The following is a 24608-nucleotide window of genomic DNA, read 5'->3' as shown; positions in this document are numbered from 1 at the left end:
ACTTCCCACCAACTTAACGCCAGCACCGCGGCGTCCGAACCACACGACTTCGCCGTACGCATCCGGCGCGTACGTCGAGCGCGCCATCAGCGTCCATCGCATCTCACCGCGCGTTCGTGACGATCGCGAAGCGCCCCTCATCTTGCCGTGAGACGGGCGGAGTTATGCGACTGATTTGGGCGAGAACGAAAGTNTTTTTGATTCCCGGGCTTGACACGATTTCGGAAAATCAGAAGTGATTTGCCTCAACCTTTGTAGGGTGGGCAAAGCGCCAGCGTGCCCACCATCAAAGCGGGGCGATCGGTGATGGATGGTGGGCACGTCGCTAACGCGCCTTTGCCCACCCTATGGCTACATCACTACGGCTACATCACCCGGATCGGAAACCTGATGCGACCGCCGCTTCCCGCCGGAAACAGGACCTCCAGCACCACGAAATCAGGTCCGAGATATCCGCGTTGCGAAACGTAGGTCGCCAGCACGCCGGGCACGCGGCGTCGATTGCAGACGCTTCTGATATTGGTCTCCGGAAATCTAGGGAAAACACCGGCTGGACGGATACTCACCCGGCCGTGTTCGGGCGATTGCACGACCCGCACCACCACGTTTCCGGCGGAGCTGCAATCCGGATTGGTCGAATAGGCCTCATAGAGCTTTAGCGGCTTGCCGGAGGCCACCACCTTGTCCGCCTGCGCGGAGACGACCGACAGCAACAGTCCAAGACACGTCAGTACAATTCGCATTTTCTTGATTTCCCTGCCCACCAAGCCGTCGGGCGACGGCAGGAAAATCTACACGCAATAATTGATCGGCGTCGAGAGGGAGGTTAATGCGCTCGTTCGTAGGGTGAGCAAAGCGAAAGCGTGCCCACCATCGAGCAGCGCGATCGGTGTCGGGCACGGCGCTCACGCTCCTTCGCACCTACGGGCAGCTAGCGACAATCACATCAGCACGAAAGCCGAATCTCCCGGGGTGACTTGCCAGTCCACCGTCGACAGGCGTGACTGAACGAACTCGCCTCCTCGAAACCGAGAAGCCAAGCGATCCTCGAGATCGGCAAGCTATCTTCCTCCAAATAGCGGATAGCAAGGCTCGCCTTGAGCTGCTGCAGGATCTCATTAAATGAGAAACCCTCTTCGGCGAGCCTCCGAACCAGCGTCCGCTCGCTCATCCCAAGCTTTCTGGCGACAACATTCGCCCTTGCTTGGCCGTGCGGAAGCAACGGAGAGATGGCGTTCTCGACCCTGACGCGCAGATCGCCGGTTTTGCATTTGCGAGAACTCAGGCTCTCCTCGCAGACCTTGACCAGGATCTTGTTCAGCCGCGCGTCGGCATCGACCAGGGCCCACTCTGCCGAGCCCTTCGGGAAATTAATCTCGTCGGCATCAGCGCCGAATTCGAGAGCGTTTCCGAGTACACCGGCAAACTTCGCGACGCCTCGCGGCCGGACGTGACTGATGGATACCCGTTCGGGAAGAAACCGACGACCACTTAGCGTGCAAGACGCCCGCACCATTGCAAAGATGCAGAATTCAATCTGCTGCTGATCGGCGTGGCGTGGAATCCCCGAATAGATCAGGCGCAGCCTGGGTTCGCGCCCATCCTGATACTGAAGTACGACCGCTTCATTGGTGATGCGGCTGTAGCGAGAGGCGCGCTTCAGCGCCTCGCCAAGCGTCTCGGAAGATGCCATGACGTAATAGAGCAATCCGAGATCTCTGAGGTCAAACTTCTCGGCGAGGCTAAAGCCAAGGAGATTATCGTTGAGCGCCTCAGCGGCGGCTTCAAGAAAAGCGATTTGGCTGGAAGCAAAAATGCGTCGTTCGGGATCATCGATCTGATCGATGGTCAATCCGGCGCGCGATAACAGGGGCTCCAGTTTGACGCCGCATTGGCGCACGCGATCGGCGGCTAGCCGCGACAAGCCTCCCTGCACCGTCGGCAACTTCGACAGTTGCTTGATCGATCGGCGCGTCAGGCTTCGCGGCATCGTTCGCAACCACCTCTTTGGCGGAAAATAGCAAGAAGTTCACCCGACCACAATTTAGAAACCGAGCCCGAGATGATGCGTTACCGCGGCACGTTGACCACCGCAACGGGATGCCGTTTTCAAGCGCGTTTCGCTTGTTGGGTAGCTCGGTACGGCTAAACGTCTCCTGGAACCAAGGCCCGTGAAAGTGGAAGGGAGTAGAGAATTGATCTCAAGGACCACCTGCAACGCCGCGCTGCTACGTTCACGTATCGATCAGCTCGCGTTGCAACTGAACCGCATCCGTCTGACCACATTGCGACTGCGCGTCGCACGCCATGCATTGGAGAAAGAAGGCGCTGCAGTGGTTGGTGACGTTGCCCTGGTTCGGGTAACGCGCAGCGTGCCCACGATCGAGCAGCGTGATCGGTGATGGATGGCGGGCACGTCGCTTAAACTTCTTTGCCCACCCAACTGAATACGAACGCTACTCCTCCACGCCCGCTTCATGCGGGGTGAACTGGTAGACCGAGGAGCAGAACTCGCAGGTCACCACCACCTTGTCGTCCTTGACCATCTCGGCGCGGTCTTTCGGCGCGAAGCTCTTCAGCATCGCGGAGACCGCCTCGCGCGAGCAGGAGCATTGCGCGCGCAAAGAGAGCGGCGTGAACACGCGCACGCCGCGCTCGTGAAACAGGCGATACAATAGCCGCTCGCCGGACAGATCGGGATCGATCAGTTCGACATCCTCGACGGTGCCGATCAGCGACTGGCCTTCGACCCAGGCATCGTCCTCGGCGACGGTATGCGTCACCGTGCCGTCAGGCGCATCGCCCGGATGCAGATCGGCCTGCCGCGCCCGCTCGGGCGACTTCGGCAGGAATTGCAGCAGCATGCCGCCGGCGCGCCAGCGGTGCTTGCCGCCGTCGCCGCCGCGCCATTCCTCGCCGACCGCAAGCCGCACGCGGGTCGGGATCTGCTCGGAGCGCAGGAAGTATTCATGCGCCGCGTCTTCGAGGCTGCCGCCGTCGAGCGCCACGAGACCCTGATAGCGGCTCATATCCGCGCCCTGGTCGATGGTCATGGCGAGATGGCCCTTGCCGAGCAGCGCGCCCGAACTCTGGCCGTCCTTCAGCCGCCGCGCGTCATAGCGCGCATAGGCGCGCAGCCGATCCGGCGACTGGAAATCCACGATCAGGAACGACACCGGGCCGTCGGTCTGCGTCTGCAGGATGAAGCGGCCCTCGAACTTCAGCGCCGTGCCGAGCAGCGTCGCCAGCACGATCGCCTCGCCGAGCAATTTTCCGACCGGCGCCGGATAATCGTGCTTGGTCAGGATGTCGTCGAGCGCAGGGCCAAGCCGGGTCAGCCGCCCGCGCAGATCGAGCGAGGCGACCTCGAACGGCAGCACCGCGTCATCGACCGGAACAGATGAGGGCGCACGAACGGGCGCCTCGGGTGTGATTTTGATGTCGGGGGAATCTGAGACCATGGCGCTCTATCTGGGGTCTGAAGGAGCAAAGCGAAAGGGGGTAGCCGTCGTCCCTGCGAACGCAGCGACCCATAACCACAGGACGCAATTGTGAAGTACGGGCAGTGTCTCAGTTTGAATTTTGTGGCAGCAACTCGTTGATCTGAGCCAACAACGCGAGAAGATCGCTGCGCTCGAACACCAATCGAGTTTGAAACGCGTTTTCATGGATGTGAACGCCGTTGCAGACCTCATTCAGCGCATTGTTCAGCATGTATAATTCGTCACGAGTAACCCGGAGATCGGCTCCTTCGTTATTGATATTCAAGCAAATCATTGTCCTGAGGTCTCCCTTGCGAAGCTTACCGCTTAGGTTCCAACTGAGACACCACCGAAGTGCGACGTCTATCAGGCTGCAGCAAACGATAGATCACGCGGTATGGGTCCCTGCTTTCGCAGGGACGACGGAAAGACCTACGCCACTTCGTTGAAACACCAGGCCAGAATGCCCTTCTGTGCGTGCAGGCGGTTTTCGGCCTCGTCGAACACGACCGATTGCGGACCGTCGATCACTTCATCGGTGACCTCCTCGCCGCGATGGGCGGGCAGGCAATGCATGAAGAGCGCATCCTTGTTCGCCAGCGACATCAGTTTTTCGTTGACCTGATAGGGCTTCAGCACATTGTGGCGGTGCTCGCCCTCCTTGTCGCCCATCGACACCCAGGTGTCGGTGACGACGCAATCGGCGCCGCGCACGGCGGCTTCCGGATCGGTGCCAAGCACGATCGGCGCGCCGGTCGCCTTGATCCAGTCGCGCATCACCTTTTTCGGCGCGAGCTCCGGCGGGGTCGCGACATTGAGCTGGAACTTGAACCGTTCGGCCGCGTGCGCCCAGGACGCCAGCACGTTGTTGTCGTCGCCGGTCCAGGCCACCGTCTTGCCCTCGATCGACCCGCGATGCTCCTCGAAGGTCATCAGGTCGGCCATCACCTGGCAGGGATGCGAGCGCCGCGTCAGGCCGTTGATCACGGGCACGGTGGCGTGCGCGGCGAGTTCCAGCAACGCATCGTGGTTGAGGATGCGGATCATGATCGCATCGACATAGCGCGACAGCACGCGCGCGGTATCGGCGATGGTCTCGCCACGGCCGAGCTGCATTTCCGCGCCCGTGAGCATGATGGACTCGCCGCCGAGCTGGCGCATGCCGACGTCGAACGAGACCCGCGTGCGGGTCGAGGGACGTTCGAAGATCATCGCCAGCGTCTTGCCTTCGAGCGGCTTCTTGCTCTTCTCATGCGCCTTCAGCTTCGCCTTCATGGTGGCGCCGAGCGCCAGCATGTTGCGCAATTCGTTCTGCGGCAGCTCGTTGATGTCGAGGAAGTGACGGACGGATTTGCTCATCATCCCGCCGCCTTCTTCAACTGCGTGGCCGACAGCGCGGCGCAGGCGCGCTCCAGCATCTGAACGGACTGGTCGATCTCGGCCTCGGTCACGATCAGGGGCGCGAGGAATCGCACCACATTGTCGCCGGCGCCCACCGTCAGGAGTTTTTGATCGCGCAGCGCATTGACGAGATCGCCCGAGGGCACCACGGCCTTGACGCCGACCAGGAGTCCCTCGCCGCGCACTTCCGAGAGCACGGCGGGATAGCGGTCCACCACGGAGGCGAGCTTCTGTTTCAACAGCAGCGACATCTTCTGCACGTGATCGAAGAAGCCGGGCTTCAGCATCACGTCGAGCACGGCGTTGGCGGCGGAAATCGCCAGCGGATTGCCGCCGAAGGTGGAGCCGTGCGAGCCCGGCGTCATGCCGCTGGCCGCTTCCGCCGTCGCCAGCACCGCGCCGATCGGGAAACCACCGCCGAGCGCTTTCGCCAGCGACATCACATCCGGCGTCACGCCGACGCGCTTGTAGGCAAAGAGATCGCCGGTGCGGCCCATGCCGGTCTGCACCTCGTCGAAGGCGAGCAGAAGACCCTTCTCGTCGCAGAGCTGGCGCAGCGCCTTGAAGAAGGATTGCGGCGCGGAGCGCACGCCACCCTCGCCCTGCACCGGCTCGATCAGGATGCCCGCGGTGTTCGGGCCGATCGCTTTTTTCACGGCTTCGATATCGCCGTGCGGCACCTGATCAAAACCGTCCATCGGCGGGCCAAAGCCCTCGAGATATTTGGCTGAGCCGGTGGCGGCGAGCGTGCCCAGCGTGCGGCCATGGAAAGCGCCTTCGAAGGTGACGAGGCGATAGCGCTCGGGATGGCCCTTGGAGAATTGATAGCGGCGCACGACCTTGATCACGCCCTCCATCGCCTCCGCGCCGGAATTGCAGAAGAACACGAAGTCGGCAAAGCTCTGCTCGCACAGCCGCGCGGCGAGCTTCTCGCCATCGGGCGACTTGAACAGGTTCGACATGTGCCAGAGCTTTGTCGCCTGTTCCTGCAGCGCCTTGATCAGATGCGGATGGCAGTGACCCAGCGCATTCACCGCGACGCCCGAGGTGAAATCGAGATAGCGCTCGCCATTGGTTGATGTCAGCCAGCAGCCCTCGCCGCTTTCGAAGCCGAGATCGACCCTGGCGAAGACGGGGAGCAGATGCGACGTGGCGCTATTGGTCATGGCGATCACAAAAGGTTTGCACTGAAGGTTTGACCGGCCGGGGACACGCAGGCAGTGGCGCGAACGCGGCAGCAGCCGGTCTTGCGAAAACGAAACGTGCCGCCTCTTAAGGGCGGCACGTGAGAGGCATTCTATGTGGGCCGGGGACGCTGTCAACACGCCACGGAACGGCCTTTCCTGCAGTGCAAGATGCCAAAATCCGTAGGATTGCGGTGTGGTGGAAAACACGCAGTGAAAAGCCTAGATGTCAGAACATGTGGACGTTGGGGCGCGGACTCTTGCGCCCGAGTCACGCCATATTGTAGCGTTTGGGCTGTCGGGTACGACATCTCGTGCGGCAGTTCTGATCCCTAAGAGTCCATTTGTGCAGGCGTAAACGTTCGGGCGCGGTTAACGCGCCCGGCGAGGGCTAAGGGATTCTGACCGCAGGGATTTTTGAGACGAATGACATCGCCCGCGCTGCCCTCGATTGGCCGGCGCGACGCGAAGGGAAGATTACGATGACCGTTTTGACCTGGTCCGACGATCGCGTCGAGCAGCTGAAAAAGCTCTGGGAAGCCGGATTATCGGCGAGCCAGATTGCCGCGGAACTCGGAAATGTGACGCGAAACGCCGTGATCGGCAAAGTGCACCGGCTGGGCCTGTCCGGCCGCGCCAAGAGCCCCTCCTCGGCCGCCCCGCGGCAGCGCAAGGCGCGTCCCGCCGCCCAGCAGATGATGCGGGTGTCGCGCCCGGTCTCGCGCGGCAACACCGCGCTGGCGCACGCTTTCGAGGTGGAGATCGAGGCCGATCCGGTTGCCTTCGACAATGTGGTGCCGATGAGCCAGCGGCTGTCGCTGCTCGAGTTGAACGAGGCGACCTGCCACTGGCCGGTCGGCGATCCCTCGAGCCCGGAATTCTTCTTCTGCGGCGGCAAGGCGCTCACCGGCCTGCCCTATTGCGCGCATCACTCGCGCGTCGCCTACCAGCCCGCCGCCGATCGGCGCAGGCAGGCGCCGAAGCAGACGAGGTAAGGGGCGCGCGCTCTCACAGATGTCGTCCCGGCCTTGAGCCGGGACCCATAACCACTGGCGCTTGTGGTTATGCTTCGCTGGAGATCCAGCGTTTCTCAACAATCAAACATCAGTGGTTATGGTCCCCGTGCGCAATTGCGCACTAGGCGGGGACGACAGCGGTGTTTGCGCAGACGATAGCGGAGCCTTACGGCTCCACCTTCGCAAAGCGATCATCCAGCGCATAACCGGCGCCGCGCACGGTGCGGATCGGATCCTGCTCGCGGCCGGGATTGAGCAGCTTGCGCAGGCGGCCGATATGGACGTCGACGGTGCGCTCGTCGATATAGATGTCGCGGCCCCAGACGCTGTCGAGCAATTGCTCGCGGCTGAAGACGCGGCCGGGATGTTCCAGGAAGAATTCCAGCAGGCGATACTCGGTCGGGCCGAGGTCGATCTGCCGGCCCGAGCGCGCGACGCGGCGCTTCTCGCGGTCGAGCTCGATGTCGCCATAGGTCAGGACGGTGGCGAGCCGCTCCGGGCTTGCCCGTCGCAACAGGCCCTTCACCCGCGCCAGCAGTTCCGGCACCGAGAATGGCTTGACGATGTAGTCGTCGGCGCCGGTCGCAAGCCCGCGCACCCGCTCGCTCTCCTCGCCGCGCGCGGTCAGCATGATGATCGGCAGCTGCTTGGTTTCGGGACGGGCGCGCAGGCGGCGGCACAGCTCGATGCCGGAAAGGCCCGGCAGCATCCAGTCGAGCACGACGAGGTCGGGCACGCGCTCCTTCAGCCGCGTATCGGCGTCGTCGCCGCGGCCGACGGTTTCGACCTCATAGCCTTCGGCGTCGAGGTTGTAGCGCAACAGCGTGGTCAGCGCTTCCTCGTCCTCGACCACCATAATGCGTGCGCTCATCCCTATTATCCTCAGCTATTCGGAAGCGTGGTGGCAAACGTCGTCATGTCGCCCTTCGGGCGCTTGTCGAGCATCTGCTGGCCTTCGATCATGTAGAACACGGTTTCGGCGATGTTGGTGGCATGGTCGCCGATCCGCTCGATATTCTTGGCGCAGAACATCAAATGAATGCAGAACGAGATGTTGCGCGGGTCTTCCATCATATAGGTGAGCAGCTCGCGGAACAGCGAGGTGCAGATGGCGTCGACTTCCTCGTCGCCCTTCCAGACCGCCATCGCCGCCGGCAGGTCGTGTGCCGCATAGGCATCGAGCACCGACTTGACCTGCGTTTGCACGAGATCGGTCATGTGTTCGAGGCCGCGCATCAGCTTCAGCGGTTGGAAATCGTTCTCCAGCGCCGCGACCCGCTTGCCCATGTTCTTGGCGAGATCGCCGATCCGCTCCAGATCGGTGGCGACGCGCATGGCGCCGACGATTTCGCGCAGATCGATCGCCATCGGCTGGCGGCGGGCGATGGTCAATACCGCGCGCTCCTCGATCAGGTGCTGCAGGCGGTCGATCTCGACGTCTGACGCGACGACGCGCTTGCCCAGTGCGACATCCCGGCGGACCAGCGCATCGACGGATTCGGTGATCATGCGTTCGGCGAGGCCGCCCATCTCGGCAACCAGACGGGTCAGCTCCTGAAGGTCGCTGTCGAATGCCTTGGCGGTGTGTTCGGAAGCCATCTCTCAAATCTCCTCAACCGAACCGGCCGGTGATGTAGTCCTGGGTGCGTCGATCACTCGGCGAAGTGAAAATCTTGTTGGTGTCGTCGAATTCGATCAGCTCGCCGAGATACATGAAGGCGGTCTTGTCGGAGACGCGCGCCGCCTGCTGCATGTTATGGGTGACGATGGCGATGGTGTAGTCCTCCGCCAGCTCCTGAATCAGTTCCTCGATCTTGGCGGTCGAGATCGGGTCGAGCGCCGAACAGGGTTCGTCGAACAGGATCACCTCGGGCCTGACGGCGACCGTGCGGGCGATGCAGAGCCGCTGCTGCTGGCCGCCGGACAGCGACAGGCCGCTGGCATTGAGCTTGTCCTTGACCTCGTTCCACAGCGCGCCGCCGCGCAGCGCCTTCTCGACCCGGCCGTCCATTTCCGACTTCGAGATCTTCTCATAAAGCCGGATGCCGAAGGCGATGTTTTCGTAGATCGTCATCGGGAACGGCGTCGGCTTCTGGAACACCATGCCGACCCGGGCCCGCAAGAGATTGAGGTCGAGCTTGGGGTCGAGGATGTTGGTCTGGTCCAGCAAGAGCTGGCCGGTGGCGCGCTGGCCCGGATAGAGATCGTACATCCGGTTGAAGATGCGCAGCAGCGTGGACTTGCCGCAGCCGGATGGGCCGATGAAGGCGGTGACGCGGTTGGTGCCGAGCGTCAGGTTGATGTTCTTCAGCGCATGGTGTTCGCCATAGTAGAAGTTCAGGCCGCGCGCGGTGACCTTGGGCGCAGCCTCGGGCAACGGCACCTGCGGGGCTGGGCCACTGGCGGAACTCACGGATACGGAAAGATCGGTCATTTGGATGTCCTCTCGGCGCCGAGAATGCGCGCGCCAATATTCAGGGCCAACACGGTGAGCGTGATCAGCAAGGCCCCGCTCCAGGCGAGTTCCTTCCAGTAGGCATAGGGGCTCTGGACGAAGTTGTTGATGGTCACCGGCAGGTTCGCCATCGTCTTGGTCAGGTTCAGGCTGAAGAACTGGTTCGACAGCGCGGTGAACAACAGCGGCGCGGTTTCGCCGGCAACGCGGGCGGTGGCGAGCAGGACGCCGGTGATCAGACCCGATCGTGCCGCGCGATAGGCGATCCGGCGGATCACCAGCGAGCGCGGCAGGCCGAGCGCGGACGCCGCCTCACGAAGCGGATTGGGCACCAGTCCCAGCATGTCCTCGGTGGTGCGGACCACGACGGGGATCACGATCACGGCGAGCGCGAGACACCCGGCAAAGGCCGAGAAGCCGCCCATCGGCACCACGATGGCGCCGTAGATGAACAGGCCGATGATGATCGAGGGCGCGCTCAGCAGGATGTCGTTGATGAAGCGGATCACCGAGGTGAGCTTGTCGTGCTTGCCGTATTCGGCGAGGTAGGTGCCGGCAAACAGGCCGAGCGGCGCGCCGATGCCGACGCCGATCACCGTCATGATGATCGAGCCGACGATGGCGTTGCGGAGGCCGCCTTCGGTCGAGCCGGGCGGCGGCGTATCCTGGGCAAAGACCTGCAGCGAAAGCCCGGTCAGGCCGTTGTAGAACAGCGTGAACAGGATCAGCGCGAGCCAGGTGACGCCGAACGCCGCGGCGCAAAGGCACAGGAACTTGATGACGACGTTCTTGCGGCGGCGGGAAGCGTAGATCGGGTTCATCTTAGTTCCCCGCCTTCTTTTCCAGCCGCATCAGCATCAGCCGCGCGGCCGCCAGCACGAAGAACGTCAGAACGAACAGCAGCAAACCGAGCAGGATCAGGCCGGACTGGTGCAGGCCGTCGCTCTCGGCGAATTCGGAGGCGATGGCCGCGGAAATCGTGGTGCCCGGCGCGAAGATCGAGGACTGGATCTTGAACGAATTGCCGATGATGAAGGTGACCGCCATAGTCTCGCCGAGCGCACGGCCGAGCGCCAGCATGATGCCGCCGATCACGCCGACGCGGGTATAGGGGATGACCACGTTGCGGACGACTTCCCAGGTGGTGCAGCCGACGCCATAGGCGGCTTCCTTCAGCACCGGCGGCACGGTCTTGAAGACGTCGACCGAGATCGAGGTGATGAAGGGCAGCACCATGATCGCCAGAATCAGCGAGGCGTTGAACAGGCTGAGATAGGACGGCGGACCGGCGAAGATCGCGCCGAGCACCGGCACGCCGTCGAAAATGCTGATCATGAAGGGCTGGAACGTGTTCGCCAGGAACGGGCCCAGCACGAAGAAGCCCCACATGCCGTAGATGATCGAGGGGATGCCGGCGAGCAGTTCGACCGCGAGACCAATGGGACGACGCAGCCAGAGCGGGCAGATTTCGGTGAGGAACACCGCAATGCCGAGGCCGACGGGAATGGCGATCATCATCGCGATCACGGAGGTGATCAGCGTGCCGTAGATCGGGCCGAGCGCGCCCAGCACCGGCGGATCGGCGGACGGCGCCCAGCGCTGCGTCCATAGGAAGGCCGCGCCATATTCCCGCATCGCGGGCCAGGCGCCCACGATCAGCGAGATGATGATGCCGCCGAGGATGAGGAGAACCGAGATCGCGCAGGCGCGCGTGATCCAGTAGAAGGTGATATCGCCAAGCTTGAAAGCGCTGAGGGCCCGTGCGCGATCGTAGGGTCCGGCAGCTTCCATCACATCGCTTTCAACCGCCATTTCTGCCACGCCCAATCCCCTTTACTATAGCCCAATAACCCGGACCGCGGTGCACGGCTTTTTCGGCTCGCGCATTGTTCTTGCCTCTCTTGTCCCGAGAGGGTGCTCAACCCGGACGTTCCGGGTTGAGCGATCGCGTTGCGAGACGTCGGTCCCGTCAGCTCTTGATCTCCGAGGTCCAGGTCTTCTCGATCAGCTTGACCACCGAGTCCGGCATCGGGATGTAGTCGAGTTCTTCGGCCATCTTGCCGCCCTTCTCGAACGACCATTTGAAGAACTTGATGGCTTCCTGGGACGCCGCCTTGTCGGTCGCATCCTTGTGCATGAGGATGAAGGTCGCCGCGGTGATCGGCCAGGAGGCTTCGCCGGGCTGGTCGGTGAGGATCACGTAGTAGCCGGGCGCCTTGGCCCAGTCGGCGTTGGAAGCGGCCGCCTGGAAGGCTGCGATGGTCGGCTGCACGGTCTTGCCGGCCTTGTTGATCATCGCCGCATAGGTCAGCTTGTTCTGCTTGGCGTAGGCATATTCGACGTAACCGATCGCGTTCTTGGTCTGGCCGATATTGCCGGCAACGCCTTCATTGCCCTTGGCGCCGACGCCGGTCGGCCATTCGACCGCGGTGCCGGTGCCAGCCTTGGCTTTCCATTCGGCGTTCGACTTCGACAGGTAGTCGGTGAAGTTGAAGGTGGTGCCCGAACCGTCGGAGCGGCGGACCACGGTGATGGCGTCGGCCGGCAGCTTCAGCTTCGGATTGAGCTTGGCGATCGCGGCATCGTCCCACTTCTTGATCTTGCCGAGATAGATGTCGCCGAGCACTTCGCCCGACAGCACCAGTTCGCCCGGCTTGACGCCTTCGAGGTTCACGACCGGCACGATCGCGCCCATCACCATCGGCCACTGCACCAGGCCGTCCTTTTCGAGTTGCTCATGCTTCAGCGGCGCGTCGGTGGCGCCGAAGGTCACGGTCTTGGCCTGGATCTGCTTGATGCCGGCGCCGGAGCCGATCGACTGGTAGTTCAGGCCGTTGCCGGTCTCCTTCTTGTAGGCGTCGGCCCACTTCGAATAGATCGGGAACGGGAAGGTGGCGCCTGCGCCGGTGATGTCGGCAGCAAGGGCCGAGGTCGACGCGGCGACCAGGCCGGCGGCGACGATTGTCCTGATCAAATTCATGGTCGGTCTCCATCTGGTGAGCGAAGCGCCGGATGCGCCCGATCGCGCTCACGCCGCCCGTTTAGGTGCGGTCGATAGAGCTTTTACGAAGGTTCGATGACAGTTGGATGACAGAGACAAGCAACTGAATTTGCTTGTATTTATGCCGATGATGACAGTTTTGCCTGGGGAAAACAGGCGGTAAAGGTCGCCCCGTTTTTGGGCACGCTTTCGATCAAAAGCCGGCCGCGATGGCGGTTAAGAATATGTTTCACCAAGGATAAACCGAGCCCGGTTCCACCTTGGGCACGGCTGTCGCCGACATCGACCCGATAGAAGCGTTCGGTGAGCCGCGGCAGGTGCTCCGGCGCAATCCCGGGGCCGAAATCGCGGACCATGACGCGGAGTTCCGGCGTACCGTCGCCGGATGCGGCCTCCTTCAGGGAGACGACCACCCGCTCGCCGGACGCGCCATATTTGAGCGCGTTTTCGATCAGGTTCTCGAACAGCCGCAGCAGTTCCTCGCGGTCGCCCGCGATCGTCGCCGATGCGGGCAGATCGATTTCGATCGCAACCTGCCGCTCGCGCGCCAGCGGCTCCAGCCCGTCGGCGACCTGGCGGATGATCGGCACGATATCGACGCAGGCGTCGGGCCGGACATGGGCCGACAATTCGACCCGCGACAGCGACAGCAAATCGTCGATCAGCCGCGCCATCCGCGTCGCCTGCGTATGCATGATCGACAGAAAGCGCTCGCGCGCCTTGGCATCCTCCTTGGCCGGACCCTGCAGCGTATCGATGAAGCCCGACAACGCCGCGAGCGGCGTGCGCAGTTCATGGCTGGCATTGGCGACGAAATCGGCGCGCATCTCCTCGACCCGCCGCAGCGGCGTCTGGTCGTGGAAGGTTAGCAGCATGCATTTTTCAGTACCGCCGAACAGGGTGGGAACCGGCACCGGCGTGATAATCAGTTCCATCCAGCGGTCGACCGGCACCTGATCGAGATAGCTGGCGCGGCGCGGCTCGGTGGTCGCGATCGCCTCGCGCAGCGCGGTGATGATTTCGGGCGAGCGCAGCGCGAACTGCGCGAGCTCGTTCTTGCGCAGCGCGGGCGCAAGCTGGGCAGCCGCTGCATTGAGGTGAATGACGCGCCCGGCGCGGTCGAGCAGCACGGCCGGATCCGGCATGCCGGCAACAACCGCGCTGACGGCAGCAGACTCGACCGGGCTGACGGCCCGGACATCGTCTCGCGAGGCTGCCACATGATGCAGCCGCCACGGCACCAGCGCGGCGGCCGAGATGCAGATGAAAACGGCGACGGCACGCGGCAGCGAGAGGTCGGCCAGCAGCACGAGCGCGCAGAGCGCCAGGCCGGCGGCCAGCAGGATGATGGCCGAATGCCGCAACCGGTCCGGCCACGGTGCAAAGAACGAGGAAGAGTGAGAATCATCGATCGCCATGGCGCAGGTCTTCCTCCTCTACTCGCGAGGCGTCCGCCGCGTCATCAGGTGCCCGTGTCTCCACGCTCGCGCACATAGACGGGGGCTTCATGCCTCGGCTCGGGATCGGCAGCAGCCGCCAGTTGGCGCAGGCGCTTCGATCGCGCGCCGATGATAATCTCCCGAAGCGTCAGCAAGATTACAGATATGACAAAGGGCCCGATATAATAGAGGACGCGGAACAGCAGCATGCCGGCGAGCAGTTCCTCCCGGTCCATCTGCCAGAGGCCGACCAGCATGGCGGCATCGAACACGCCGAGCCCGCCCGGGGAATGACTGGCAAAGCCCAGCAGGGTCGCCGAAACGAAGATCACCGCGACGACGACGAAGCCGATCTGGGGCTCGTCCGGCACCAGCATGTACATCGCCAGCGCGCAGAAGCCGAGATCGACGATGCCGATGGCGATCTGCAGCAGCGTCAGCGGGCCGCCCGGCAGCGTGACCGTCCACGGCCCGCGGCCGACGCTGCGCGGCTGGGCCCAGACCCAGCAGACATATCCGACCAGTCCGACGATGATGGCGAACGCCGCGATGCGGTTGAGCCAGGCCGGCAGTTGATCGATCGAGGCGGCGGCTTCCGGGTGGTAGGCAATGCCCAGTCCCAGGACCGCGGCGTTGCCGAGCCAGAAGGTAAGCCCGGCGAGGAAGCAGATCTTGGCGACGTCGATCGCGTTCAGCCCCCAGGCCGAATAGATCCGGTAGCGCACCGCGCCGCCGGTGAAGACGCTGGCGCCGACATTGTGCCCGATCGAATAGGAGGTGAAGGCCGCCAGCGCGTTGACGCGGTAGGGCACATGGCGCTGGCCGATGGCGCGGACCGCGAACCAGTCATAGAAGGTGAGCGTGAAATAACCCGCCGCAACGAACAGCGCCGCCAGCGCGATCTGGCTCGGCTCGGTGCCCTTGATGGCGTCGATCACCTCGTTGGTGTCGATGCCGCGGAGCATGTGATAGAGCACGTAGCATGCAACGGCGATGACCGTGATGCTGATGACAACACCGAGCTTATGCAGGACCTGTTTCTGGCGCAGAAACGACATTGCCCTGCGTATTGCTTCCAGCATCTATACCTCGAATTGCGCTTCTGCGACGACGGCTATGGCGCGAACCCCGCCGACGCTACGCTGCTCCCTCGCCCCTCTGGTAGCGCGTTTTGAGCCGGAGTGGAATTCGCCTAACGACAATAAAACGCGCCCCTTCAAGATATTAGGCGTGGTCCATGACGGCACTAGCACCGTTTTACTGAAATCCCGCCGCCCGGCGGCGGTTCCGGACCCTAGAAGGGACTGGTCAACAACCCGTGACAATGACAGCTGTAAAGTTGACCGGCGCATGAGGCAATCAGGCCGGCGGTGCCGTTCGCGAGACCACCCAGTCGCGCAACCATGATCCGATTGTACAACCGCAGAGATAAAGGCCGAACATGATCAGGCCGAGATCGAGCCAGTAGCCGAAACGGCCGGGCACGACACGCGCGACCGCGGCTGCGACCAGCGCCGCGACCAGGGCCGCGACCCACCATCGCCATTTCCGCGGGATACCGTCGCCGTGCTGGACCACGGATATCCAGCCCATGGCGAAGCCGAGCAGCACCGATCCCAACAACCAGCCCCAGTAGAATGTGGTCAGATAGGCCATACTCACTTCACCACGAAATCGATGCGGCGGTTCTGCGCCTTGCCCTGGTCGGTATCGTTACCGGCAATCGGCTGGGTCGAACCATAGCCGACTGCGCTGAACCGGTTGGCCGGCAATCCCGCCCTGACCAGATGGTCGGCAACCGCCTGCGCCCGCTTCTCGGACAGCGTCTGGTTGGCCGCCTCGTCGCCGTCGCTATCGGTGTGGCCGGCGATTTCGATATTGGCGGTCGGACATCGCAGCGCGGTCTCGATCAGGCGGTCGAGCAGGCCGGCGGAGTCGGCGACAATGTCGGCCTTGCCGGGCTCGAAGCGGATCCGCGCCTTGCCGAGCAGATCGGTGAATAGCTGCTGGCACACGGTCGCATCGACCGGCGCGGCCGGCGGCTTGACCGAGATTTCCGGCTTGAACTGCCAGCCCTGCGGAAAGTCCTTGCCGAGGCCGGCGCGGATCTGACTGGCGGCAGCCTCATACAGCGCATCGCCCGACAGCTTCACCTCCCGGTCGGAGACGACCAGCGTGCCGGTCGACAGCCGCGACAGCGCTCCCAGCGCCGGCACCACCGCGCTGGCAAAACCCGACGGCGCGCCGATGCTCGGCTTGAGACTGTCGACGACTTTTTCGCTGAAGAACTTGCGTCCCGCCGCCGCCACCAGCGCGGCGTGGACATTGTTGTCGGGCACGTTGCCGGTCAGCGTCAGCGTCACCGCGACCGGATCCTTGTAGGCCTGGAAGACATAAGGCGGCGCCTTGACCTCGTTGGCTGCGACCGAAAAACCTTCGGGCAGATTTTTCAGCGCGGCGGCGATGGCTTCGCGGCCGCCGAGCTCGCGCGCCATGCCCGATAGACTGACCTGGGTGTCCGACACCGTGATCTTGCCTTCCTTCAGCTTGCCGATCTGATCGAGCAGCAGCAGCGCGGCATTGTCGAAACGCGGCGGCGCGCCGCGCGACAGATCCATCCGGTCGACCACTTCGACGCCGCCGAGATTGGCGCGCGCCGCCTCCATCAACCGGCTCTTGCTTGCCGGTAGCGGCGAACTTCCCGATAGTGTCACCCGAACGACATCGCGTTCGGCCGACCAGACGAACGGCTTGGCCTCGGGAACGAGCCGGGTTTCATCATTGACCAGCCGCACCCCCGGCACCGTCTCCACCGACGCCACAGCGCCCTGCCGGCCGTCTTCCGAGAACGCATCCGCGCCCAGGGTCACGTCGCGCCCGGCGACCGAGATTCGCGTCTTATTGAGGACAGTGTCCTTGAGGGCGGCGGCCGAACGCTGCGCCAGATCGGCTTCCAGCGGTTCGGTGCTCGTCCAGGCCGCGATCGCCCAAAAGATGACCAGAGGAATAACGCCCGGCCACCATTTGCTACTCCACTTGAAAAGTCCGCGCATTCGAGTTCCTGCCGGGTCCGGAATGCAGAGAAAACAAACCCTTGCAGGGCTGTCAAACCCGAAATGTCGCAGGCGCGAAAGGGTCCGGAATCGGTCCGGCTAACTGTTTGTTCAGCGGTCTGTCGCTAGTTTCGGTCCTGTAATACAACCGGGCAGCCCCCCAACCACAAAATGAAACTGCTTCGCAACACCGTTATTCGCGCCGGGCTGGAAGCGCTGTACTTCTCCGGGGCGCATTACCTGCTGCGACCAATCTTCGCAGGTGTCGGCGTCATCTTCATGCTGCACCATGTCCGTCCCCGCCGCGACGGCGCGTTTCAGCCCAATCACCATCTCGAGGTCGAGCCGGAATTCCTGCGGGCGATGCTGGCGCATCTTCGCGCGCTCGACGTCGACATCGTCACCATGGATGAAGCGCATCAGCGACTCCAGGAGCGCAATTTTGCGCGGCGCTTCGCCTGCTTCACCCTCGATGACGGCTATCGCGACAACCGCGATCACGCTTTGCCGGTGATGCGCGAATTCGACGCGCCGATGACCGTCTACGTCACGAGCGATTTCGCCGAAGGCACCGGAAGGTTGTGGTGGGTCGCGCTCGAGAAGGCAATCGCCAGGGCGTCCTCGATCGAGGTCCCGATCGGCGGCATGGCGACCCGCCTCGACACCTCGACGCCGGCGGCCAAGCAGGCCGCCTTCGACCGGCTGCACGACTGGCTGCGTGGGCTGCCGGGCGAGCACGACCTCCAGCGCGAAATCTCCGCGCTATGCACGCGCCACGAGGTGGACGAAGCTCCGATCGCCCGCGAGCTCTGCATGTCCTGGGAAGAATTGAAGGCGTTCGCGGACGATCCCCTGGTGACGATCGGCGCGCATACGATCACGCATTGCAATCTGGCGCGGCAGAGCGAAGACACCGCCTCGTTCGAACTGGCGACCAGCCGCGCGCGGATCGAAGGGGAATTGCAGCGGCCGGCGCTGCACCTCGCCTATCCCTATGGCGACCGGATCGCGGCCGGGCGGCGCGAATTCGCCCTGGCGAAAGCTGTTGGATTCAAGACCGCGGTCACGACGCGGCCGGGCATGCTCTTCCCGGAAAGCGCCGACCACATGACCGCGCTGCAGCGGGTCTCGCTCAACGGCAATTACCAGGACGCGCGCATCCTCCCGGTCCTGACATCGGGCGCCGCCACCGCCATGTGGAACGGCTTTCGCCGCATCGACGCGGCGTAGATACAATTCGTAGCGCCATAGCCCGGACGGCGCGCGAGCGAACTGGATACCGATTCAACTCTTCGTAAAGTAGGTGTCCGATGAAATATCCCGACGGTCAAAGCATCCGGCTCGGCGATAAAGTCAGGATTGGTGAAGATTCCGGAGGAATCGTCGTGTGCTCGATCGACACTAACGAGTACAGTGAGGAGTATCCGAAAGCGGAATGGGCGTCTCTGAATAGAGGTGTGTTGATCAAATTTCCGCTGTACGGCCTTATTCATTATGAAGAAGAACCAGATGGCGATTTGGTTCTAATCGGGCGAGCAAAGAAATAACCTCGTTGCATTCCCGATGAGGCGAACGCGCGCCGCAGACCCGCCGCGCCTGCGGACAGTGGCTCAGGTATAAGTATCCTCCGGCAGAGCCGTGGGCTTTAAGAATTTGGCCGCTCCTTCCCCGGATTGCGCTTCGCTCCATCCGGGCTACGGGTCCAATCCCCTTCCTTGACTTGCCGCCCTCCCCCGCCCAAAACCGGCGGCAAAGCAATGGAGGAATGCAATGTTCAAGGATCTGTTTTCGCTCAATGGCCGCGTCGCGGTGGTGACGGGTGGCTCACGCGGCATCGGCAAGATGATCGCGGCCGGTTTTCTCGCGCAGGGCGCGGCGAAGGTTTACATCACAGCGCGCAAGGCCGGTCCCTGCGAAGCCACCGCGAAAGAACTCACTGCCGCCTATGACGGCGAATGCATCGCGCTGCCGATCGACATCTCGACGGTGGCGGGCTGCGAAAAACTCGCCTCAGAAATCATCAAGCTGGAGCCGAAGCTCGACATCCTCGTCAACAATGCCGGCGCGGCATGGGGCGCGGAGTTCGACGAATTCCCGGAAAGCGGCTGGGACAAGGTGATGGACCTCAACGTCAAGTCGCTGTTCTTCCTGACCAAGGCGCTGGCAAAGCCGCTGCGCGCGGCGGCAAGCCCCGAGCGGCCTGCCAAGGTCATCAACGTCGCCTCCATCGACGGCATCTTCGTCAATCCGATGGAGACCTATTCCTACGCCGCGAGCAAGGCGGCGGTGATCCACCTGACGCGGCGCATGGCCACCAAGCTGATCAAGGAGAACATTAACGTCACCGCGATCGCGCCGGGCGCCTTCAAGTCGGACATGAATCGCGCCGCGCGCGACCATGGCGACGAGGTAGCCAAGCGCGTTCCGGCGCGGCGCATCGGCAGCGATGAAGATATGGCGGGAGTAGCGATCTATCTCGCCTCGCGCGCCGGGGATTATGTGGTCGGCAACACCATCGCGGTGGACGGCGGCGTGGTGTATGCAAGCGCGGGCAGCGAGATCGCGGGGTAGTGGCGACGCTGTGCTCCCTCGCCCCGCTCTTGCGGGGAGAGGGTTGGGGTGAGGGGCTCTCTCCGCGAGCTGTGCATTATCGATAGACCTGTACCCCCCCTCACCCGGATCGCAAACGCGATCCGACCTCTCCCCGCAAGCGCGGAGAGGTTAAGGCATTCGCCTGTCACTCTTTCCCGTATTCGAATTCAGCCTTCGGCACGCTGGTCAACTCGCGATAGCATCGTTTGGTCGACTGCAAGCAGTCTTCGCAATGGAGAAGCACCGTGCCTGATCATCCAAGCCCAGAACAGGTTTTGAGAGAGCTCATGAACGGCATAGCCGATCGGGCCTGGGAACGGCTTCATGAACTCTATGCCCACGACGCCATTGTCGAGCATCCTTTCGCGCTTCCGTCTCCGATGCGGACCGAGGGACGGGACGCGATCCGTCTTCGCCAGCTTTGCTGCCGCGCCATTGACGCTTGAAGTCCGCAATATGCTCGTGCATCAAACAGCCGATCCCGAGGTCGCGATCGCCGAATGGGACTATGACGGCGTGGTCACCGGCACCGGACGCAACTTTCGTGTCTCGAACATTCAGGTCTCACGCGTTCGCGGGGGCAAGATCGTTGCATCGCGCGACTATCACAATCACGCGTTCATGGCAGCCGTGATGGGCCGTTTGCCGGCACTGATAGCAGCGCTCACGAATAGCGATAGCGCGTGAGCGTCTGTCCAGCGACGAGTGCTCAATCTACCGCCTGTACGGCATCGATTCAGTCGTATTCGAAGTCGGCCTCCGGTGCGTTGGGCAGTTCGCGCTCCAGCGCTTCTCGGTACCGCAGACATCCGCGCAAAAATTTCGGCCAGGGCGGGACGGCCACGTCGGGCGTGAGCCGCTCGGGGAGCAATCCCCAGAGATCCGGATGGTGCCAGCACAGGTCGTGACCTGTGCTGTCGCGATGGGCGCGGATACCCGCCCTGAGGCGCTTTACCTCCGCGACCAGTTGGTCGCGGTTCATTTTTTCGAGGTCGCGATCGGGGTCCATGTTTACGGCTCCCCGATTTGCGGGGCGGTTCAGGTTTCGATCTTCACGTACTCGAAATCGCCGGGCTTGTTGTCGATGCCGACCTTCGGCGGCGAGATCCAGGAGGCGTACTGGCCGGCTTCGGTCACCGGCTTCATCAACGAGGCGATGAAGTCGCCGTCGTCAGTCGAAGGCAACCATTCGCCCTTGCGTTGGTTCCAGGTGGCGTCATCGATCAGCACGCCGTCGGGCGTGGCATTGATATCCTTGAACTCGCCGATCTGGCGGTGGAACGCGACGTTCGGCAGCGTCAGCTTGTACTGGTAGCCGGCGGTCGAAATCACCTTGTTCCAGCGCAGCATGCCCTTGACGCAATCCTGCGTGTAGTCGTCGCGCAGCCGCATGTTGAGCGCGGTCAGCGCCGGCTCGTCGACCCGCTTGATCACGCCGTCGACCAGCTTCAGCACCGGATAGGTGGCGTTCTTGAGCTGGTGGTCGTCGTCGATCTGGGTTTCCTTGTAGCGGCCCTTGATGCCGGCATTGAAGGCATTCGCCGCGTTGGTCGAGACTTCCGAACCGAACAGATCGAGCGACAGCGAATAGTGCAGGTTCAGCTTCTTCTGGATGGTCGGCAGGTCGATGACGCCGAGCGCACGCACCTTGGCGATGTCGGTGGGATCGGTGATGCCGGCGGCCTTCATCGCCTCGCAGGTGCGCTGCACGACACGGCTGATGCCGGTCTCGCCGACGAACATGTGATGCGCTTCTTCGGTCAGCATGAAACGGCAGGTGCGCGACAGCGGATCGAAACCGGACTGCGCGAGGCTGTGCAGCTGCATCTTGCCGTCGCGGTCGGTGAAGTAGGTGAACATGAAGAACGACAGCCAGTCCGGCGTCGCCTCGTTGAAGGCGCCGAGCATGCGCGGTGAATCCGCGTCACCCGAGCGACGGCGCAACAAATCATCGGCTTCCTCGCGGCCGTCGCGGCCGAAATATTTCTGCAGGAGATAGACCATCGCCCAGAGATGGCGGCCTTCCTCGACATTGACCTGGAACAGGTTGCGCAGGTCATAGAGCGAGGGCGCCGTCTTGCCGAGATGGCGCTGCTGCTCGACGGAAGCGGGCTCGGTGTCGCCCTGGATCACGATCAGGCGGCGCAGCGTGGCGCGGTGCTCGCCCGGGACTTCCTGCCAGGCCGGCTTGCCGTAGTTCTCGCCGAAGGGAATGACGCGGTTCTCTTCCTGCGGCGCCAGCAGAATGCCCCAGCGATATTCCGGCATCTTCACATAGTCGAACTTGGCCCAGCCGCGCGGATCGACCGAATAGGCGGTGCGCAGATAGACCAGCGACTGCTGAAAGCCTTCCGGCCCCATGTCGCCCCACCAGTCCATGTAACCGGGATGCCAGCCTTCCAGGGCTTTCAGCACCTGGCGGTCTTCGCTGAGATTGACGTTGTTGGGTATCTTGGTCGAATAGTCGACGTTCATGTAATTCATCGCCGTACTCCTTTATGGCTCTCGTGTCCCGGGACGTCAGTGCGAGGTCATCAGCGCGTTCACGCGCGTCTTCGACGCCCTATGGCGATGCGCCGCAGATCTGGGACCTGTTAAGGTTCTGCGGGCCGCGCCACCTGCGCCGCACGGCGCCCGGGACACGAAATCAAACCCGCGTCATGTCGAATTGCGCCTTCTGACCGGTGCCGTAGCGGCGCAGCGCGCCGTCTTCGCCGACCGCATTGGGACGCTGGAAGATCCAGTTCTGCCACGCCGTGAGGCGCGAGAAGATTTTCGATTCCATGGTCTCTGGCCCGACGAAGCGCAGATTCGCTTCCATGCCGGTGAGACCGTCGGGCGAGAACGACGTGCGCTCCTCCAGGAACACCCGCACCTCGTCGTCCCAATCGATGTCGTCGAGCGCGAAGGTGACGAGGCCGAGTTCTTCTGCCTCTTCCGCATCGAGCGCCTTGCCGATGGCGCCTTGCGCGCGCTCCAGATCGGACGGATCGGCCTGGAAGCGCGATTGCAGCCGGGTCAGGCCGTGGCTCATCGGATAGGGGCCGAAATTCATCGAGGTCAACTGGATCGCGGGCGGCGGACGGTTGTCGCCCTGGCGCGAGCCGATCAGCATGTAGGAGCGGTCGGCGGCGAACACGAGTTCGGCCAGCGTGCCGGCGAAGCAGGAACCCGGCTCGACCAGCGTCACCAGCGTGCGCGAGGTGACGTCGATGCGCTTCAGCACCCGCTTCCAGTAATGCCTGATCTCGTTGACCAGCCAGTGCGCCTTGTTGGCGTCGAGGAAGGCGTCGCAAGCGACGATATTGGCCGGATCGCCGTGGCTCTTGAACACCAGCATCGCGATTTCGAGTTCGTTGATGCGCAGATGCAGGATCGCATCATCAAGCTCGCGCGCCACCTGCAGCGGCCAGAACGAGGCGCCCCGCCCGATCAGGCCGTCGATATCGGCCGGCGGCGCGGCTTCCGGCGCCTTGATCGAGATGGTCGCGATCCGCGCGGCGCGATCGATGTCGACGCTGACAAAACCATAGCGGATGCCGGCCTCGTCGATGGTGCGGTTGAGCGGCGCCAGCGCGATGCCCTTGCCGGTGCCGTTGCGCTTCGAGGCGGCGGCGAGCTCCTTGGCCCGCTCGGCGACCTTGGCTTCGAGCTTGCTGTTCGGCGCGATCTCGTCGACCAGCCGCCATGCGACGGCACGCTTGCCTTTAATTCCTTCCTCGATGGTGCAGAAGAAATCGGCATGGTCGCGGCGCACCTTGCGCTTGTCGACCACGCGCGTCAGCCCGCCGGTGCCCGGCAGCACCGCAAGCAGCGGCACTTCCGGCAGCGCGACGGCGGCGGCGCCATCGTCGGCCATGATGATGTGGTCGGTCGCAAGCGCCAGCTCATAGCCGCCGCCGGCCGCGGTGCCGTTGACGACGGTGATGAAGCGCTGGCCGGAATTTTCCGATGAATCTTCCAGGCCGTTGCGGGTCTCGTTGGTGAATTTGCAGAAGTTGACTTTATGGGCGTGGGTCGCGCCCGCCAGCATGCGGATGTTGGCGCCGGCGCAGAACACGCGGTTCTTGCCGGAGCGCATCACCACCACCTTCACTTCGGGGTGCTCGAAGCGCAGCCGCTGCACGGCGTCCGCGAGTTCGATGTCGACGCCGAGATCGTAGGAATTCAACTTGAGCTGATAGCCCTCGAACAGCCCGCCATTCTCGTCGACGTCCATGGTGAGCGTCGCGACGTCGCCCTCCACCGCCAGTTTCCAGTGGCGATAGCGCGACGGATCGGTTTGAAAATCGATGTATTTCGCGCCGCCTGCGAGGACGCGATCTTCACCGGCCATGAGCCACCCTCTGTCGTTTTCTCAGATGTTGTTTGGTTCGGTGCATGCACAATAGTGCATGTTTTTGATTGAGTCTAGCCTAAAACGCCAGAACATGCATTTTGTTTCATGTTCGGCCGCTGGCCGCAATCGCCACCCAATCGGCCTTGGCGAGTTGCGGCCGCTCCAGCTTGGTCTTGATGACGGCCGCCAGGGCCGCGGCCGGAAAGCAATCGGCAAAGCCGTCGCCGCCGGCATGGCGAAGGCCCAGCGCCTCGAGTTCGCCGAGCGCCTCCCCGAGCATCCGCGCCGCGACGTGCGGCTTCTGCATGCGCAGCCGCAAGTTCGCGGTTGCGATCAGGATGCAGGCGCGCAGCAGAATCCGCTCGCGGCCGCCTTGCGGCGCTGCCGCCCACACTGCTTCCAGGATTTCCTGCGCCTCCCAGAAATAGCCGCGGTCGTTGAGCGTGATGCCGTAGCGCAGCGCCGGATGCCGCGCCGGCACATAGCCGCCGAAGCGCGGTGGCACCAACGCTGCGATCCGTCCCAGCGTTTCGTAGTCGGCGTTCGTAGCGCCGGGGTCGCCCGGCACATAGGCCCAGCGCGGCAACGGGAGATTACCTGCGCCTGCGGGTGATACGGTCATCGGGGCGCGGCCCCGGAAAGCGCG

Annotated in this window: 26 protein-coding genes; 6 read left to right on the top strand and 20 right to left on the bottom strand. The window is 63.3% G+C overall.

Annotation, left to right across the window (positions count from 1 at the left end):
- Positions 1–365: 365 nt before the first annotated feature.
- Together CQ14_RS25120 and CQ14_RS25115 are read right to left on the bottom strand one after the other, a co-directional pair.
- Positions 366–743 (bottom strand): hypothetical protein, encoded by a 378-nt coding sequence (locus CQ14_RS25120; protein ID WP_082650023.1) that lies wholly within the window; start codon positions 741–743, stop codon positions 366–368.
- A gap of 203 nt (positions 744–946) precedes the next feature.
- The gene (locus CQ14_RS25115; protein WP_057860501.1) at positions 947–1990 is read right to left on the bottom strand and encodes an AraC family transcriptional regulator; all 1044 of its coding nucleotides are present in this window, start codon (positions 1988–1990) and stop codon (positions 947–949) included.
- A 205-nt stretch (positions 1991–2195) separates the two neighbouring features.
- Here CQ14_RS25115 and CQ14_RS43860 point away from each other — a divergent pair, with 205 nt between their 5' ends.
- Positions 2196–2402, top strand: coding sequence for a hypothetical protein (locus tag CQ14_RS43860; protein ID WP_156435380.1), 207 nt, complete (start codon positions 2196–2198; stop codon positions 2400–2402).
- 54 nt (positions 2403–2456) lie between these two features.
- Here CQ14_RS43860 and CQ14_RS25110 read toward each other — a convergent pair whose 3' ends face one another.
- The 4 genes from CQ14_RS25110 to CQ14_RS25100 form a co-directional block, all read right to left on the bottom strand.
- On the bottom strand, positions 2457–3461 hold the full coding sequence (locus CQ14_RS25110) for an Hsp33 family molecular chaperone (protein WP_057860500.1): 1005 nt from the start codon (positions 3459–3461) through the stop codon (positions 2457–2459).
- A 109-nt stretch (positions 3462–3570) separates the two neighbouring features.
- Positions 3571–3714 carry a hypothetical protein gene (locus tag CQ14_RS43855; protein WP_199805608.1) on the bottom strand — a complete coding sequence of 48 codons (144 nt, stop codon included), beginning with the start codon at positions 3712–3714 and terminating at the stop codon, positions 3571–3573.
- A 200-nt stretch (positions 3715–3914) separates the two neighbouring features.
- Positions 3915–4841 (bottom strand): ornithine carbamoyltransferase, encoded by a 927-nt coding sequence (gene argF / locus CQ14_RS25105; RefSeq protein WP_057860555.1) that lies wholly within the window; start codon positions 4839–4841, stop codon positions 3915–3917.
- Positions 4841–6049, bottom strand: a complete 1209-nt coding sequence (locus tag CQ14_RS25100) for an aspartate aminotransferase family protein (protein ID WP_057860554.1) — start codon at positions 6047–6049, stop codon at positions 4841–4843. Before CQ14_RS25100 ends, argF begins: the two co-directional genes overlap by 1 nt.
- A gap of 500 nt (positions 6050–6549) precedes the next feature.
- Here CQ14_RS25100 and CQ14_RS25095 point away from each other — a divergent pair, with 500 nt between their 5' ends.
- Positions 6550–7062 (top strand): GcrA family cell cycle regulator, encoded by a 513-nt coding sequence (locus CQ14_RS25095; protein ID WP_057860499.1) that lies wholly within the window; start codon positions 6550–6552, stop codon positions 7060–7062.
- 187 nt (positions 7063–7249) lie between these two features.
- Here the strand turns inward: CQ14_RS25095 and phoB are convergent, their stop codons facing one another.
- From phoB to CQ14_RS25045, 10 genes are all read right to left on the bottom strand, one after another.
- Positions 7250–7954 (bottom strand): phosphate regulon transcriptional regulator PhoB, encoded by a 705-nt coding sequence (gene phoB / locus CQ14_RS25090; protein ID WP_028351834.1) that lies wholly within the window; start codon positions 7952–7954, stop codon positions 7250–7252.
- Positions 7955–7965: 11 nt separating this feature from the next.
- Positions 7966–8682, bottom strand: a complete 717-nt coding sequence (gene phoU / locus CQ14_RS25085; RefSeq protein WP_057860498.1) for a phosphate signaling complex protein PhoU — start codon at positions 8680–8682, stop codon at positions 7966–7968.
- 13 nt (positions 8683–8695) lie between these two features.
- Positions 8696–9517: a phosphate ABC transporter ATP-binding protein PstB gene (gene pstB / locus CQ14_RS25080; protein WP_057860497.1), complete on the bottom strand. Its 822-nt coding sequence runs from the start codon at positions 9515–9517 to the stop codon at positions 8696–8698.
- Positions 9514–10359, bottom strand: coding sequence for a phosphate ABC transporter permease PstA (gene pstA / locus CQ14_RS25075; protein WP_057860496.1), 846 nt, complete (start codon positions 10357–10359; stop codon positions 9514–9516). Before pstA ends, pstB begins: the two co-directional genes overlap by 4 nt.
- A 1-nt stretch (position 10360) precedes the next feature.
- Positions 10361–11350 (bottom strand): phosphate ABC transporter permease subunit PstC, encoded by a 990-nt coding sequence (pstC, locus tag CQ14_RS25070; RefSeq protein ID WP_057860495.1) that lies wholly within the window; start codon positions 11348–11350, stop codon positions 10361–10363.
- Between the two features lie 157 nt (positions 11351–11507).
- Positions 11508–12518 (bottom strand): phosphate ABC transporter substrate-binding protein PstS, encoded by a 1011-nt coding sequence (pstS, locus tag CQ14_RS25065; RefSeq protein ID WP_057860494.1) that lies wholly within the window; start codon positions 12516–12518, stop codon positions 11508–11510.
- Positions 12519–12658: 140 nt separating this feature from the next.
- On the bottom strand, positions 12659–13957 hold the full coding sequence (locus tag CQ14_RS25060) for an ATP-binding protein (protein ID WP_057860493.1): 1299 nt from the start codon (positions 13955–13957) through the stop codon (positions 12659–12661).
- 44 nt (positions 13958–14001) lie between these two features.
- On the bottom strand, positions 14002–15060 hold the full coding sequence (locus CQ14_RS25055; protein ID WP_057860492.1) for a lysylphosphatidylglycerol synthase domain-containing protein: 1059 nt from the start codon (positions 15058–15060) through the stop codon (positions 14002–14004).
- 277 nt (positions 15061–15337) lie between these two features.
- Positions 15338–15634 carry a hypothetical protein gene (locus tag CQ14_RS25050; protein ID WP_057860491.1) on the bottom strand — a complete coding sequence of 99 codons (297 nt, stop codon included), beginning with the start codon at positions 15632–15634 and terminating at the stop codon, positions 15338–15340.
- 2 nt (positions 15635–15636) lie between these two features.
- Entirely contained in the window at positions 15637–17031 is a 1395-nt protein-coding gene (locus CQ14_RS25045) for an OmpA family protein (RefSeq protein WP_057860490.1), read from the bottom strand.
- A 171-nt stretch (positions 17032–17202) separates the two neighbouring features.
- Here CQ14_RS25045 and CQ14_RS25040 point away from each other — a divergent pair, with 171 nt between their 5' ends.
- From CQ14_RS25040 to CQ14_RS47880, 4 genes are all read left to right on the top strand, one after another.
- On the top strand, positions 17203–18261 hold the full coding sequence (locus tag CQ14_RS25040; RefSeq protein ID WP_057860489.1) for a polysaccharide deacetylase family protein: 1059 nt from the start codon (positions 17203–17205) through the stop codon (positions 18259–18261).
- Positions 18262–18341: 80 nt separating this feature from the next.
- The gene (locus CQ14_RS25035) at positions 18342–18578 is read left to right on the top strand and encodes a hypothetical protein (RefSeq protein WP_057860488.1); all 237 of its coding nucleotides are present in this window, start codon (positions 18342–18344) and stop codon (positions 18576–18578) included.
- Between the two features lie 223 nt (positions 18579–18801).
- A complete protein-coding gene (locus tag CQ14_RS25030) occupies positions 18802–19602 on the top strand; it encodes an SDR family NAD(P)-dependent oxidoreductase (RefSeq protein WP_057860487.1) in 801 nt (266 codons plus the stop codon).
- Positions 19603–19947: 345 nt separating this feature from the next.
- Positions 19948–20310: a nuclear transport factor 2 family protein gene (locus CQ14_RS47880; RefSeq protein ID WP_156435373.1), complete on the top strand. Its 363-nt coding sequence runs from the start codon at positions 19948–19950 to the stop codon at positions 20308–20310.
- Positions 20311–20359: 49 nt separating this feature from the next.
- Here the strand turns inward: CQ14_RS47880 and CQ14_RS25015 are convergent, their stop codons facing one another.
- The 4 genes from CQ14_RS25015 to CQ14_RS25000 form a co-directional block, all read right to left on the bottom strand.
- Entirely contained in the window at positions 20360–20632 is a 273-nt protein-coding gene (locus CQ14_RS25015) for a hypothetical protein (protein WP_057860484.1), read from the bottom strand.
- A 29-nt stretch (positions 20633–20661) separates the two neighbouring features.
- Positions 20662–22098 (bottom strand): benzoyl-CoA 2,3-epoxidase subunit BoxB, encoded by a 1437-nt coding sequence (gene boxB / locus CQ14_RS25010; protein ID WP_057860553.1) that lies wholly within the window; start codon positions 22096–22098, stop codon positions 20662–20664.
- A gap of 172 nt (positions 22099–22270) precedes the next feature.
- Positions 22271–23959 carry a 2,3-epoxybenzoyl-CoA dihydrolase gene (gene boxC / locus CQ14_RS25005; protein ID WP_057860483.1) on the bottom strand — a complete coding sequence of 563 codons (1689 nt, stop codon included), beginning with the start codon at positions 23957–23959 and terminating at the stop codon, positions 22271–22273.
- Positions 23960–24065: 106 nt separating this feature from the next.
- Positions 24066–24584, bottom strand: coding sequence for a DUF309 domain-containing protein (locus CQ14_RS25000; RefSeq protein WP_057860482.1), 519 nt, complete (start codon positions 24582–24584; stop codon positions 24066–24068).
- Between the last annotated feature and the right edge of the window lie 24 nt (positions 24585–24608).

The sequence above is a fragment of the Bradyrhizobium lablabi genome, from assembly GCF_001440475.1.
GTDB lineage: Bacteria > Pseudomonadota > Alphaproteobacteria > Rhizobiales > Xanthobacteraceae > Bradyrhizobium > Bradyrhizobium lablabi.
The sequence above is the reverse complement of the archived record's forward strand: the minus strand, read 5'-3'. Positions and strand labels throughout refer to the sequence as shown.

Bases quoted from the DNA above. Each gene is read 5' to 3' on its own strand.
- CQ14_RS25120 (WP_082650023.1), bottom strand. From the start codon at position 743: ATGCGAATTGTACTGACGTGTCTTGGACTGTTGCTGTCGGTCGTCTCC.
- CQ14_RS25115 (WP_057860501.1), bottom strand. From the start codon at position 1,990: ATGCCGCGAAGCCTGACGCGCCGATCGATCAAGCAACTGTCGAAGTTG.
- CQ14_RS25110 (WP_057860500.1), bottom strand. From the start codon at position 3,461: ATGGTCTCAGATTCCCCCGACATCAAAATCACACCCGAGGCGCCCGTT.
- CQ14_RS43855 (WP_199805608.1), bottom strand. From the start codon at position 3,714: ATGCTGAACAATGCGCTGAATGAGGTCTGCAACGGCGTTCACATCCAT.
- argF (WP_057860555.1), bottom strand. From the start codon at position 4,841: ATGAGCAAATCCGTCCGTCACTTCCTCGACATCAACGAGCTGCCGCAG.
- CQ14_RS25100 (WP_057860554.1), bottom strand. From the start codon at position 6,049: ATGACCAATAGCGCCACGTCGCATCTGCTCCCCGTCTTCGCCAGGGTC.
- CQ14_RS25095 (WP_057860499.1), top strand. From the start codon at position 6,550: ATGACCGTTTTGACCTGGTCCGACGATCGCGTCGAGCAGCTGAAAAAG.
- phoB (WP_028351834.1), bottom strand. From the start codon at position 7,954: ATGAGCGCACGCATTATGGTGGTCGAGGACGAGGAAGCGCTGACCACG.
- phoU (WP_057860498.1), bottom strand. From the start codon at position 8,682: ATGGCTTCCGAACACACCGCCAAGGCATTCGACAGCGACCTTCAGGAG.
- pstB (WP_057860497.1), bottom strand. From the start codon at position 9,517: ATGACCGATCTTTCCGTATCCGTGAGTTCCGCCAGTGGCCCAGCCCCG.
- pstA (WP_057860496.1), bottom strand. From the start codon at position 10,359: ATGAACCCGATCTACGCTTCCCGCCGCCGCAAGAACGTCGTCATCAAG.
- pstC (WP_057860495.1), bottom strand. From the start codon at position 11,350: ATGGCGGTTGAAAGCGATGTGATGGAAGCTGCCGGACCCTACGATCGC.
- pstS (WP_057860494.1), bottom strand. From the start codon at position 12,518: ATGAATTTGATCAGGACAATCGTCGCCGCCGGCCTGGTCGCCGCGTCG.
- CQ14_RS25060 (WP_057860493.1), bottom strand. From the start codon at position 13,957: ATGGCGATCGATGATTCTCACTCTTCCTCGTTCTTTGCACCGTGGCCG.
- CQ14_RS25055 (WP_057860492.1), bottom strand. From the start codon at position 15,060: ATGCTGGAAGCAATACGCAGGGCAATGTCGTTTCTGCGCCAGAAACAG.
- CQ14_RS25050 (WP_057860491.1), bottom strand. From the start codon at position 15,634: ATGGCCTATCTGACCACATTCTACTGGGGCTGGTTGTTGGGATCGGTG.
- CQ14_RS25045 (WP_057860490.1), bottom strand. From the start codon at position 17,031: ATGCGCGGACTTTTCAAGTGGAGTAGCAAATGGTGGCCGGGCGTTATT.
- CQ14_RS25040 (WP_057860489.1), top strand. From the start codon at position 17,203: ATGAAACTGCTTCGCAACACCGTTATTCGCGCCGGGCTGGAAGCGCTG.
- CQ14_RS25035 (WP_057860488.1), top strand. From the start codon at position 18,342: ATGAAATATCCCGACGGTCAAAGCATCCGGCTCGGCGATAAAGTCAGG.
- CQ14_RS25030 (WP_057860487.1), top strand. From the start codon at position 18,802: ATGTTCAAGGATCTGTTTTCGCTCAATGGCCGCGTCGCGGTGGTGACG.
- CQ14_RS47880 (WP_156435373.1), top strand. From the start codon at position 19,948: ATGAACTCTATGCCCACGACGCCATTGTCGAGCATCCTTTCGCGCTTC.
- CQ14_RS25015 (WP_057860484.1), bottom strand. From the start codon at position 20,632: ATGGACCCCGATCGCGACCTCGAAAAAATGAACCGCGACCAACTGGTC.
- boxB (WP_057860553.1), bottom strand. From the start codon at position 22,098: ATGAACGTCGACTATTCGACCAAGATACCCAACAACGTCAATCTCAGC.
- boxC (WP_057860483.1), bottom strand. From the start codon at position 23,959: ATGGCCGGTGAAGATCGCGTCCTCGCAGGCGGCGCGAAATACATCGAT.
- CQ14_RS25000 (WP_057860482.1), bottom strand. From the start codon at position 24,584: ATGACCGTATCACCCGCAGGCGCAGGTAATCTCCCGTTGCCGCGCTGG.